We start from the raw sequence: 12,761 nt of genomic DNA on the forward strand, positions 1-12,761 counted from the left end.
TTCGCGTCTCTAAATTAGTTGCATCGATCCATCAGCCCCCATCGGCGGAACGCTAGCGCGTTACAACTAGAACGGGGTCGTATCTCACCCCGTCAAGTGCCGTTAGCCGGTCGTGGTCTGCCCCCTAAATGCGGCACTCGCAGCCTTGAGGCGCACTCCGGCGTCATCGATCGAAGCCGCGAATCTTGTCTCAGCCTCCCGCAAACTGGCGGATAGAGACATTTGCGTATCGAGATCGGGCAATGGAACGAGAATTTCATCCACCTGTTCTGGCGGCAACTCGATAAGTCCAGTTGACCCCGTAAATAGCCGCGCGATCTGGTCCGAACCGAACCCCGTCCGAAGAAAATCGCAGACATACTCGGGGTATACCGTCTCTTGGTCGAGACGGATTAAGGTAACGTGGCCATCGAACACCGCAGGGTTTTCACCCCGGTAAACCGCGCATTTGCCGAGAGTTCCGTCGCCTGTAGACGATAGCAAAACATCCCCATCGATTATGTGAACGGACGACATTTCATCGTAAACGTTCTTCTCAACATAATCTCCGTCGTGCACAATCGTGCCGTAGCGCGTTACGTTACTTCCGGCCTTCACCACCAGGGCAAAGCCGTCCTCTTCGTCAACATACAACGACGCTGTTGGACTCTTTCCACGTTTAGTTTTAACTAGATTTAGGTCGCGGATTGTTTCAGTACTGGCAGCCTTAAGCGTGTCGATCTTGTCGGTAAGCGACGGGTCCCAGTACTTAAAGTCGAACCTTTTCGTGGCATCTGACGCGATATCCATGCTTGATCGCGCAAACCATCGCCAACCTTCGCCCGATGCGTTCGCGCCGGTAATGTCACGCGCGGTGCCGTGGTACTCGGCTGCAATACTCGAGATGAGTGCTTGGAAGTTGAATCCGCGCACTGGCTCTCCGGAACCGTGGTAACCGAGCGACCGTACGTCCAGAAAGAATATGGGGTAATCATCGTCCAAGTCCGCGTTGGTATCGTGCCGCTTGACGAGGTGAAGGACAGAAGACTTCACATTGATTTTGTTAGGTTTGAAAGTCGTGTCGGGAAGGCGCACGACCCCACGTACGATCATGTGCTCAAGAATGTACTCCCTCAGCGCCGAGGCCTGTTCGGTGTTAAGAAGCCCTTCGTCGATGACTGTGCAAATTTCACCACCAGGCTTAAGGGACTGCACCATCTTTTGCAGGAAGAGGATCTGCCCCTTCGCGCCACCCTTGGGGAACTGAACCAAATCCGCTTCAAGCATAGACTCAGTTTCGGATGTTCCAAAGGGGGGATTGGTGATGATAAGATCGATATCGGGCGCGTTTACGTTCCAAATAGTTGAAGATGCTGCAAGGCTGTCTTCGCATTGAATGTTTGAATGCCCGTCGCCCGCGATAATCATATTCATCTTAGCAGACGACGCCACACCTTCGTGGGCGTCAGCTCCGAAAAATACCTTTTGCTTGATCTTTGCAATCAGCTCATTGCGCCGGTTGGCGTTGAACTTTCCTTGCTTATGCCATTGTTGGGCTTGCTCAACAGCCGACTGCATCAGATAAACAAGAAACCCGCCAGTACCGCATGCAGGATCAACTACACGCATATCACCGCTGAAGGCGAGCGTATTCAGCACCTTATCAGTACCGATAATAGCGTGCATCAACTCGACAAGTGGCCTAGGCGTGAAATACTGCCCCAGCTTTTTACCTTTTAGGGTAGCCCGAACGAAGTACTCGAATGCCGCCCCTTTCGAGTCCGTCCGGCTATCGCTGAACGATACGCTGGCAAGTTCAGATATTATCTTTCGAAACGTCTTAGGATTGTTAAGGTGAATCTTTTCGTGAATGACGTCTCCATACGGAGTCTTAGCCTTAACACTTTCGATCATCGAAAGTATTGCAGTTTTTACCTGATCCGCCTCTACTTCTGTCTTTTGAGCGAGTTCGTGAAAACGGTAGCTGTAAGGCAGGCTGATTTCTTCCGCATCCGCCTTTTCCTCTAGCAGCTTCAAGAACAGTAGTTTCGCGAAGTCTGCGAACGCGTGATCTTCGTTTCGTTCGATCTTGCGTATGGTGTTATGGCATCGCGCGAATAGCGCATTTAGCTGCTTCAATGGCAGCCCGGGCCGAAATGGAAGCGAACTGTCCCCGGACAAAGGAACCTCGGAAAGAGATGGCTCCTTGCGTAGGGCGACCAAAGCCTTGCTCAATTCGGTGCGGCTTGGAATTTTATCGGTTAACTTGCCGTTCCAGCGGATGCGCTTCCCCGTGGACGTATTAAGGCATTCGAACTGGTTCCCATTCGTCAACACGACGAATGGGGCTTTGCAGTCGACGCCATATGCGACGGCTTGATCGCGATCTTTTTGCGAGAGGGTTTTCGCAATCCGCTTCGCTTCGACGAGAAACGAGATTTTCGCTCCGGTGCGAACGAGAATGTCGACGAACCCTAGAGTGGCGCGCGCCGTCCCCTTCGTAGGGTACTCGAACGTGAAATCCGTATCGACGTCGTATCCTCGACGTATCAGGTAAGGAATGATCTTTTTGATGACGGTTTCGGTTTCACTGATTTTCGCCATCGTTTGTCCACTGGTACATTAGCGCGACGCTATGGGAGTTGGCATAGCCACCACACAGCGTGCCGCGCTGCCATTTCGGACTCCGATGACACAGCCAAACCGGGAACACCAGTCGTACGTCACTCCGCAGGCAAGTCGACGCGTTCCTCGCACGACTTCACAGGCGTTCGCTAACCAGCACCGGACTGGTGATAGAATTGGTGATCGATCACTGCCGCCAACCGTCAAATTGGCAGGAAGCGACCCCTTTTAGGGGTTGATTGGCGGAGCGGGAGGGATTCGAACCCTCGATACGCTTTTGACGTATACTCACTTTCCAGGCGAGCGCCTTCGACCACTCGGCCACCGCTCCGCATGTCCTGGACAGATGCGTGGCCGTAGAGGGTCGGCGGCGGTTGTGCAAGCGCGCCGATCGACGTCGTGCAAAACAGCGGGGATTGCGCTGCGGCGGACGCGCATGTCACCATGCCGAAATGATCCTGTTTCCCCTTCTCCTGTCGATCTCCGCCGCGGCCCAGGCCGCGCCCGCACCGTTGAAACCGACCGCGACGCAGATCGCCGCGGCGGCGCCCGCTGCGGCATGGGGCGCGATCAAGCCCGAGGATCTGCTGTTGATCGATTTCGCCGACGGGCAGCGCAGCGTGATCTGGCTCGCGCCTGAATATGCGCCGGTGCATGTCGCGAACATCCGCATCATCGCGCGCAGCGGCTGGTGGGGGGATGCGACGGTGTACCGCGTGCAGGATAATTACGTCACCCAATGGGGCGACGCGACCGAGAAGAAGCCGCCCGCGGCCGGGATCACGCGGCGACCCCCGGCGGAATATGAGTGGGCGTGGGGCGCGCATGGTCCGCTCGTGGCCAATCCGTTCCGCGATGCCTATGCGTCGCGCACCGGCTTCAGCGCGAGCGGCTGGCCGCTGGCGGGGGACGGCAAGCGCCAGTGGCTGCCGCATTGCTACGGCATGGTCGGCGTCGCGCGCGATCTCGCGCCGGATACGGGGACGGGCGGGGACCTGTACACCGTGATCGGCCATGCGCCGCGGCATCTCGATCGCAACATTGCGGTGGTCGGACGGGTGATCGACGGGATGGGGGCGCTATCGGCGTTGCCGCGCGGGACCGGCGGGGGGCTTGGGCTGTACGAAGATGCGAAGATGCGCGTGCCGATCAAGCGGATCGCGATCGCGGCGGATCTGCCGCCCGCCGAGCAGGTCGCCTATCAGTATCTGCGCCCCGGGACGCCCGCCTTCACCGCCACGCTGGAGGCGCGCGCCAATCGCGGGCTGCCGTTCTTTACCGTCCCGGCGGGGACGGCGGACCTGTGCAATCTGATGGGGCCGGTGCGGAAAATGGCGCCGACCGAGTGAGGGGACGGCGCTTCGTTAGCGCCCGACCCAGTCCGCCACTTCGACCGCAACCTGATTGGCCGCGGTGTTGAGCGCAGCGCCAACCGGACCCGCCTCGATCTTGCTGACCGGGACGCGCGCTTCGAAACGGCGCTTCTCGACGACCTTGCCGGTGCTGCGGATTAGGGACCCGTCAAAGGAGACAATCGCCATGTTGGTGCCCGCATCCACGCCGAACGACCGCAATTCCCCCGACAACACCGCGCCTGGATCCGAGAAGGATTGCGCGCTGCTCAAAACAATTCGCCCGGTGCGTGGCGGAAGCGTATCCGACAACAGTCGTGCGAACATCCGCGACGGCGGCTCGACCCATTGCGCGTTGGCGACATAGGCGATCGTCGTCGTGCTGGATTGCACCGGTACGCGCACGCCCGAGATCGACTGCGCGACGGCGGGGACCTGGATCGTGATCGTCGGCGACGTGCTCGACGACTGCGTCTGGTTGACCGGCAGCGTGTTCGCGGAGGTCAGCGTCATCAGGAAGGGCGGCGGCTTGGCGCCAAAGCTGATGCAGCCGGACAGCGAGGCCAGCGCGGCCACGGCGAGCAGCGATTTCGAGGTCGAACGGATCATGGTCACTGTCCCTTTCCGGGCTTGTAATCAGGCAGCTTCGATTGGCCGACCAGCGCCCCCGCGCCACCGCGATCGACCTTCTCGGCGACCGAGGTGAGCGCCATCGACATCTGCCGCAGGTCGTGAACGAGCTGGCCGACCTCGGGGATCGTCTGCTTCGAGAAGGCCTGGAGCCCCGGGCGCGCATCGCCGATCGCCGCATCGAGCGTCTCGGCACTATGCTGCGCCGAGGCGATCGTCTTGTTGAGGTTGGCCATCACCGGCTTGACGTCGTCCTTGAGCACGCCGTTGGTCGTATCCGCCAACTGCCCGATCTGCTGGGCGGCAACGCCCGCCTTCTGGATCGCAAGCCGCGTCTCTGCCAGCGTCGCCGCGATTTCAGGACCCCGGTCTGCCAGCGCCGCGCTCAGGCGGTTGGTGTTGGCGAGGATGCCCTGGATCGACTGCTGGTTCTTGTCCGAAAGCATGTCCGACAGCCGCTCGGTCAGCGTCGAGATGCGCTCGAGCAATTGCGGTGCCGAACTCAGCAACGCGCCGAGGCCACCCGGCTTGGTCGGGATCGTGGGCACGCCATTGGGGCAATCCGCAAGCGGGTTCTCGGCCGGGCAAGTGATCGGCGGCGCACCCTTGACCGCGCCGTCGAGCTGGACCGTGCTGGTGCCGGTGAAGCTGCCCTGCAACGAGGCCGTCGTGCCGATCAGGATCGGCGTGTCGGGGTTGACGCTGATGCGGACGCGGACGAGCGAGGGATCGGGCTTCCACAGCGCGATTTCCTTGACCTGCCCGGACACGACGCCCGAGAAGGCGACGCCGGACCCCTTCGCCAAGCCGTCGACCGACTGCTTGAAGAAGATGTCATATTCCTTGTCGGTGGCGGTGCCCCAGCGGAGAATCCAGACCAGGAACAGCAGCATCACCGTCAGCAGGATGAGCACGACCGATCCGACCAGCACATGGTTCGAGCGGGTTTCCATCAGCTATTGCCCTTCCGCTGCAGCGTCAGCATGTTCGTTGCGCTCCAGTGTCGCCACTGCGGCCCGGCCGCGCGGGCCCTTGAAATATTCCTGGATCCACGGATGGTCCAGCGCGAGGAGTTCGTCGATCGTCCCGACCGCGATCACCTTCTTGTCCGCCAGCACCGCGATCCGATCACAGATCGCATAGAGCGTATCCAGATCGTGCGTGATGAGGAAGACCGTCAGGCCCAGCGTCTTCTGAAGCGACCGGGTGAGTTCGTCGAACGCCGCCGCCCCGATCGGGTCGAGCCCGGCGGTCGGTTCGTCGAGGAACAGCAGTTCGGGGTCCATCGCCAGCGCGCGCGCGAGCCCTGCGCGTTTGCGCATCCCGCCCGACAGTTCGGACGGATATTTAGGACCGGCATCAGCGGGAAGGCCAGTCATCACCACCTTGTAAGCGGCGATCTCGTCGAGCAGCGCAGGGTCGAGCCCCGGATAGAATTCGCGCAGCGGGACCTGAACGTTCTCCGCCACGGTCAGCGTCGAGAACAGGGCACCGCCCTGAAACAGCACGCCCCAGCGCTTCGTCAGGTCGGCCAGCTCGGTCGTCTCGCGATTGAGCGTGGATTCGCCGAACACCTCGATCGATCCCGATTTCGGCGTCTGCAGCCCGATGATCGACCGCATCAGCACCGACTTGCCCGTACCCGACCCGCCGACGACGCCGATGATCTCGCCACGCCGGACCGACAGGTTGACGCCGTCGTGGACCAGCTGTTCGCCGAACCCGTTGACGAGATCGCGCACCACGATGACGTCGTCGTTCTCTTTGCCTTTTGCGTTGCCGGTTTCCATCACACCCACCCGATCGAGGTGAAGAACACCGCAAAGAACGCGTCGAGCACGATCACGAGGAAAATCGCCTGAACCACCGCGGCGGTCGTGCGCGTGCCGACTTGCTCGGCATCGCCCTCCACCAGCATCCCCTGGAAACATCCGGCCATCGCGATGATCAGCCCGAAGAACGGCGCCTTGATCAACCCGACGTACAGATCGGTGACCGGCACGACTTCGCGGATGCGCTGGACGAAGGTCACGGGGGGAATGTCGAGCGAGATCCAGCACAGCAGCCCGCCTCCGACGATCGCGATGATCGACGCGTACATGCCGAGCAGCGGCATCATCACGACCGATGCGATCACGCGCGGCAGCACCAGTGCCTCCATCGGCGAGACGCCGATCGTGCGCATCGCATCGATTTCCTCGGTCAGCTTCATCGTGCCCAATTGCGCGGCGAACGCCGAGCCCGACCGGCCAGCGACCATGATCGCGGTCATCAGCACGCCGAGTTCGCGCAAAGTGAGTCGCCCGACCAGATTGATCGTGAACACTTCGAACCCGAATTGCTGTAACTGGACCGAGCCCTGTTGTGCGATCACGATCCCGATCAGGAAGCTCATCAGGCCGATGATGCCAAGCGCGGTCACGCCGACGACTTCGAACCGCTGCACGATCGCGTTGAAGCGAAAGCGTTGGGGGTGAGTCGCGACATTCCAGAAGGCGATCAGCGTCGCGCCGAAAAAGCCGAGCAGGCCGTACAGGGTCTGACCTGACTGAACCACCGCATCGCCCAATTCGCCGACCACGCGCTGGAAGCTGCCGACCGGGGCGGGCCGCATCGCGACGGGTTGGTCGGCTTTGGCGACCTGTTCGAGCAGATGTTCGCCGTCCGCATCGAGCCCGATGATGTCGGCCTGATGCTGCGCGGCGAATCGATGGACGACCCAGGCACCGACCGTGTCGATCCGGTCGACGCCACTCAGGTCGACATGCGCGACCTTTTCGGTGGAATCGCGGAGGCGTTCGGGCAGGTCGCCGATCCGGGCGAGCACGAGGCTGCCGGTGAAGCGTACCGTGTCGCTGTCTTGGGAGAAGGCGGCCGTGTCGGTCATGCGCGCCTTCCTTGCTGCAATCGGGGTGGATCGGCAAGCGTTGGTGTGGTTTGAACGCCGCTATGCACCAACTTGCCGTCTATGACATGGACAAGACCCTTACTTACGCCCCGACCTGGACCCCATTCCTGGTCGCCACCGCGCGCGCAAATGCGCCGTGGCGGCTTGCTCTGTTCCCGATCGTGGCAGTGGCGGGGCTCGGCTACACGCTGCGCCTGATGGGCCGTGCGCGGTTGAAGGAAATTGCGCAGCGCTTGCTGCTCGGTGGCAACATGACCGAAGCCGACGCGACGCGTGCCGCGAATCGCTTCGCTGCAACCGTCGCCGAATCGGGGGTTTATGCCGGCGCGCGTGATCAGATCGCAGCGGACCGCGCGGCGGGCTACCGGATCGTCATGGCGACCGCGTCGTATGGGTTTTACGCCGAGGCGATCGCGGAGCAACTCGGGTTCGACGCGGTGATCGCCACCGGCGTGGTGCGGGAGAATGGCCGAGTCCGCGCACGGATCGACGGCGAGAATTGTTACGGGCCGGCCAAGTTGCGCATGATCGAGGCATGGATGGCGGGGCAGGGGATCGCGCGCGACGACGCGGTGATTCGGTTCTATTCCGATCATGCTTCCGATGCGCCCGCGCTCGAATGGGCGGACGTCGGGATCGCGGTGAACCCGCATCCGCCGCTGCGCGCGATGGCCGCGCTGCGCGGTTGGGCGGTCGAAGACTGGAAGCGGTAACACAGCGCTGGGGTGTTGGGCGTCACAGGGCTGTGTCGATCGCGTGGATCGCGAGACCGACCAGACCGCCGACGATCGTTCCGTTGACGCGGATATATTGCAAGTCCTTGCCGACCGCATTCTCCAGCCGCCGCGTGATCGTCTGCGCGTCCCAGCCCTGAACCGTTTCCGACACCAGGCGAACGATCCCGTCACCATAGTCCGCCGCAAGGCCGACCACCGCGCGCCGCACGAATCGGTTGATCGTCAGGCGTAGCCGTGGATCGGTCTGGAGCGTCCCGCCCAATTGGCGCAGCGCATCCCCGACCGGTCCTGCCAGCACCCGGTCCGGATCGCGCGCGAGCTTGAGCATGCCGGTGCGCGCCTGTTCCCACAGCCCGTCGAGCCAGCGCTGCATCGCGGGATTGTCGATGATCTCGCCCTTCACCGACGCGACGCGTTCGCGCATCCGCGGATCGTGCATCAGATCCTGCGCGAGTGTGGCGAGCCCTTCCTCGGCCTTTTCGCGCAATGGGTGGTCCGGATCTTCGGCGATCCCGGTGAGCAGGCCGTTCAGTCCGGCGATGATCTTGTTCGCCAGCGTTTCGTCGAGCCCGGTCCAGCGCATGACGGAGCCTGACCGCTCGCTGACCATCGCGCGCACCAGATGCTCGTTCGCCTCCAGCACCCGCGCCGCCCAGCGCACGATGCCGTCCAACAACGGGAGATGACGGTCTTCCGCGATCGCCGCGGTCAGCGCCTGGCCAAGCAGCGGCGCCGCATCGAGCGCGCGCAGGCGTTGGCCGATCCCGGCCTTGACCATCCCGCCGAGCCGCTGCTGATCGAACGCCTCGAGCATATGTGCCGCCAATCGCGACGCACCCCGTCGCAGCCGCCCGTCGCCGCCGGGCGGGTTGGCGAGCCAGCGCCCCGCCGCGCCCGCGATGTCCAGCCCGTTCATCCGCCGCGCGACGACGCGCGGGATCAGGAAGTTGTCGCGCAGGAAGGCAGCGAGCGTGGTGCCGATGCGATCCTTGTTGCGCGGGATGATCGCGGTGTGCGGGATGGGGAGGCCGAACGGATGGCGGAACAGCGCGGTAACCGCGAACCAGTCGGCTAGCCCGCCGACCATTGCCGCCTCGGCAAAGGCACGGACGAAGCCCATTGTCGTGCCAAACTGGGTTCGCGGGTCGTAGAGCGTGCGCGCCACGAAAAAGGTGATCGCCATCGCCACGAGCAGTCCGCCGGCAATCCAGCGCATTCGCACCAACCCCGCCGGAGGTGCCTCGAACGCACGGGGAGGGGGGGCACGTCGCATCACGGGACCAATCCCCCAAGCCGCGGATTGTTCAAGCGTCGATACGCCCAAGCAACGTTTTTTCCGCGGAATGGGGGGCTACGGCGCCTATTCGGCCGGCTGCGGCTTGTCGTCACCGGGGTGGTACGGAATCCGCCCGGGGTCGCCCGGCCCCAGCTGCGGCGGGGTCGGCGGACGATGTTCGATCAGCGGGCCGCCATCGTCGCCGGGACGATAGGTGAGCAGGCGCCGCCGCAATACCGGCCCGACCCGGCTTTCGATCCCGACCGCGAGGCTGAAGCTTGCGGGCACGATCAGCAGCGTCAGCACGGTCGACAGGATCAGCCCGCCGATCACGGTGATCCCCATCGGCACGCGCGACGATCCGTCGCCGGTCAGCGCGAGCGCAGTCGGCATCATCCCCATCACCATCGCGACCGTGGTCATCACGATCGGCTGCGCGCGCTTGTGCCCGGCATCGATGATTGCGGTGACGACGTCGACGCCCTTGTTCATTTCCTCGAGCGCAAAGTCGACCAGCAGGATCGAGTTCTTGGCGACGATCCCGAGCAGCATGATCAGCCCGATATAGACCGGCATCGAAATCGGCGTTCCGGTGACGGCAAGCCCGATCAATCCGCCGAGGGGCGCCACAAGCAGCGACATAATGTTGATGAACGGCGGCAAAAGGCGACGATACAGCAGCACAAGGACGGCAAAGAGCAGGAAAATGCCGGCAACCAGCGCGATAATGAAGTTCTGAATCAGCTCTTCCTGCCACTTGGACTCGCCCAGCACGAGCTCCTTCACCCCGATCGGCATCGTCTTGAACAGCGGAAGGTTGTGGATCTCCTTCTGCGCAGTGCCGCTGACGACGCCGGGCGCGAGATCGGCACCGATCGTCAACTGGCGCTGCTGTGCGACGCGTTCGATCTTGGTCGGCCCGGCCCCGAAGCCAATGTCGGCGACGACGCTCAACGGCACCGATCCGCCGCTCGCGGTCTGCACCGGCAGGTTCTGGATCGTCGACAGCCGTTGGCGCGAGTCCTGGTCGAGCGCGACGCGGATCGGTATCTGACGGTCGGACAAGGAGAATTTCGCGCTGTTCTGGTCGATGTCGCCCAGCGTCGCGATCCGGATCGCACTGGACATGGCGGCGGTCGTCACCCCCATGCTTGCGGCGAGATCCATGTGCGGCGTGATGACGATCTCGGGCCGCTTCAGGTCGCCGCTGATGCGCGGTGCGACCAGATCGGGCAGCTTGCTCATCTCCTCGACCAGCTTGGCACCGGTTTCGGCGAGGATCTTGGGATCGTCGCTGCCGAGCGTGATCGTCAGCGCACGGCCAGCGCTGCCCCAGCCGCTCGACGAACGGAACGAGACCCGCGCGTCGGGGATAGTCTGGAGCGTCGGCGCGAGCGCACGTTCGAAATCGTAGCTCTTCATCGTGCGCTCTTCCTTCGGCTTGAAGATCGCGGTGACGCGACCGTTGCCGACGAAGGCGCGGGAATAGACCGACTCGATGCTCGGTTGCTTTTGCAGGATGTCAGCGACTTGCGCGACGACCGCCTTGGTCTCGGCAAGCGTCGTGCCCGGCACCATTTCGATCGTCGCAGTGCTCGAATCGCTGTCACGCAGCGGCTGGAACGTCGCCGGGATCGACATGAACAGATAGATCGTCGCGCCGAACGCGACCGCACCCGCAAGGATCGCCGACCAGCGATGCAGCAGCGTCCAGCGCAGGATCGCCATGTAGCGATCCATGATCCAGCCCTCGCCATGCGAGGCCTCGCCATGCGCCTTGAGGAAATAGGCGGCGAGCATCGGCGTGATGAGACGCGCGACCGCGAGGCTCATCAGCACCGATGCCACGACGGTCAGGCCGAAGTTCTTGAAGAACTGACCCGAAATCCCCGGCATCAGGCCGACCGGCAGGAACACCGCGACGATCGCCATGGTCGTCGCGAGCACCGCCAGCCCGATCTCGTCGGCGGCGTCGATCGACGCCTGATAGGCGGATTTGCCCATGCGCATGTGGCGGACGATGTTCTCGATCTCGACGATCGCGTCATCCACCAGCACGCCCGCGACGAGGCTGAGCGCCATCAAGGTCATGTTGTTGAGCGTGAAGCCGAGCAGGTCCATGACCCAGAAGGTCGGGATCGCCGACAGCGGGATCGCGAGCGCTGAGATGATCGTCGAGCGCCAGTCGCGCAGGAAGACGAACACGATGACGACCGCGAGCAACGCGCCCTCGACCATCGCTTCCATCGCCGAATCATATTGCTGCTTGGTGTATTTGACCGAGTCCGAGATGCGCTTGAAATGCACCTTGGGGTTGCGTGCCTCGAGCGCGGCGAGCTTCTTCTCGGCTTCCTCGAACACGGTGACGTCCGACGCGCCCTTGGCGCGCTGGAAATCGAACGACAGCACTTGCTGCCCGTTGAGCGCGGACGACGAGCGTTGCTCGGCGTACAAATCCTGCACACGGCCAAGGTCGGCAAGCTTGAGCGTCTGCCCGAGCCCGGTGGCGATCTGCGTCTGGCCAAGCTGGTACGCGCTCTGTGCGTTGCCGAGCACGCGGACCGACTGTTCGGATCCTGCCAGCTGCGCGCGGCCGCCCGCGGCGTTGAGATTGACCTGGCGCAGCTGCTGGTTGACCTGCGACGCGGTCAGACCGTGTGCGGAAAGCTTGGCGGGATCGAGGATGACGCGGATCTCGCGATCGACGCCGCCGTTGCGCTGCACGCCCGCAAGCCCCGGCACCGACAGCAATTCTTTGGCGACATTGTTGTCGATGTACCAGCTGAGTTGCTCGACCGTCATGTCGGTGCTGATCGCGGCATAGCTCGCGAGATCGTTGCCGGTGGTGTTGGCGCGCATGATCTGCGGCTCGAGGATGCCGTCGGGCAAGTTGCTGCGGATCTGCGCGACCGCCGAGCGGACGTCCTCGACCGCGCGGTCGATCGGCGTGCCGATCGCGAGCTGGACGACGGTTTCCGACTGGCCTTCGGTCACGGTCGAATCGATCTCGTCGATTCCCTGGAGGCTGCGGAGTGCGGCTTCGACGCGCTGGGTGACTTGCGTCTCGAGCTCGGTCGGGGCGGCGCCTGGCTGGCTGATTTCGACGATGACGACCGGAAAATCGATGTCAGGCTGGTTGTTGACGTCGAGCCGGGTGAAGCTGACGATGCCAGCCATCGTCAGCATGAAGAACAGGACCAGCGACGGGACCGGGTTGCGGATCGACCAGGCCGAGATGTTCCGGAAGCTCATCG

General features: G+C 62.9%; 9 protein-coding genes and 1 tRNA gene. 2 read left to right on the plus strand and 8 right to left on the minus strand.

Annotation, left to right across the window (positions count from 1 at the left end; all coding sequences use genetic code 11):
- Positions 1 to 102: 102 nt before the first annotated feature.
- On the minus strand, positions 103 to 2,583 hold the full coding sequence (locus QBJ92_RS13260; protein WP_277970181.1) for an N-6 DNA methylase: 2,481 nt from the start codon (positions 2,581 to 2,583) through the stop codon (positions 103 to 105).
- Between the two features lie 261 nt (positions 2,584 to 2,844).
- Positions 2,845 to 2,935 (minus strand) — tRNA-Ser (locus tag QBJ92_RS13265).
- 121 nt (positions 2,936 to 3,056) lie between these two features.
- On the opposite strand from QBJ92_RS13265, the gene QBJ92_RS13270 reads away from it, so the two are divergent.
- Positions 3,057 to 3,953, plus strand: coding sequence for a peptidylprolyl isomerase (locus tag QBJ92_RS13270; protein WP_277970182.1), 897 nt, complete (start codon positions 3,057 to 3,059; stop codon positions 3,951 to 3,953).
- A 15-nt stretch (positions 3,954 to 3,968) separates the two neighbouring features.
- Here QBJ92_RS13270 and QBJ92_RS13275 read toward each other — a convergent pair whose 3' ends face one another.
- Genes QBJ92_RS13275 through QBJ92_RS13290 form a run of 4 tightly spaced genes read right to left on the minus strand, consistent with a single transcriptional unit; the run spans position 3,969 to position 7,473 of the window.
- Entirely contained in the window at positions 3,969 to 4,571 is a 603-nt protein-coding gene (locus tag QBJ92_RS13275) for an ABC-type transport auxiliary lipoprotein family protein (RefSeq protein ID WP_277970183.1), read from the minus strand.
- A complete protein-coding gene (locus tag QBJ92_RS13280; RefSeq protein WP_277970184.1) occupies positions 4,568 to 5,539 on the minus strand; it encodes an MlaD family protein in 972 nt (323 codons plus the stop codon). Before QBJ92_RS13280 ends, QBJ92_RS13275 begins: the two co-directional genes overlap by 4 nt.
- A 3-nt stretch (positions 5,540 to 5,542) precedes the next feature.
- Positions 5,543 to 6,376 carry an ABC transporter ATP-binding protein gene (locus tag QBJ92_RS13285; protein ID WP_277970185.1) on the minus strand — a complete coding sequence of 278 codons (834 nt, stop codon included), beginning with the start codon at positions 6,374 to 6,376 and terminating at the stop codon, positions 5,543 to 5,545.
- Entirely contained in the window at positions 6,376 to 7,473 is a 1,098-nt protein-coding gene (locus QBJ92_RS13290) for an ABC transporter permease (protein WP_277970186.1), read from the minus strand. Before QBJ92_RS13290 ends, QBJ92_RS13285 begins: the two co-directional genes overlap by 1 nt.
- Positions 7,474 to 7,535: 62 nt before the next feature.
- On the opposite strand from QBJ92_RS13290, the gene QBJ92_RS13295 reads away from it, so the two are divergent.
- The gene (locus QBJ92_RS13295) at positions 7,536 to 8,207 is read left to right on the plus strand and encodes an HAD family hydrolase (RefSeq protein ID WP_277970187.1); all 672 of its coding nucleotides are present in this window, start codon (positions 7,536 to 7,538) and stop codon (positions 8,205 to 8,207) included.
- Between the two features lie 22 nt (positions 8,208 to 8,229).
- Here QBJ92_RS13295 and QBJ92_RS13300 read toward each other — a convergent pair whose 3' ends face one another.
- Positions 8,230 to 9,504: a DUF445 domain-containing protein gene (locus tag QBJ92_RS13300; protein ID WP_277970213.1), complete on the minus strand. Its 1,275-nt coding sequence runs from the start codon at positions 9,502 to 9,504 to the stop codon at positions 8,230 to 8,232.
- Positions 9,505 to 9,591: 87 nt separating this feature from the next.
- Positions 9,592 to 12,759, minus strand: a complete 3,168-nt coding sequence (locus QBJ92_RS13305; RefSeq protein ID WP_277970188.1) for an efflux RND transporter permease subunit — start codon at positions 12,757 to 12,759, stop codon at positions 9,592 to 9,594.
- Positions 12,760 to 12,761: the final 2 nt, after the last annotated feature.

Source organism: Sphingomonas echinoides (assembly GCF_029623395.1).
Lineage (GTDB): Bacteria > Pseudomonadota > Alphaproteobacteria > Sphingomonadales > Sphingomonadaceae > Sphingomonas > Sphingomonas echinoides_A.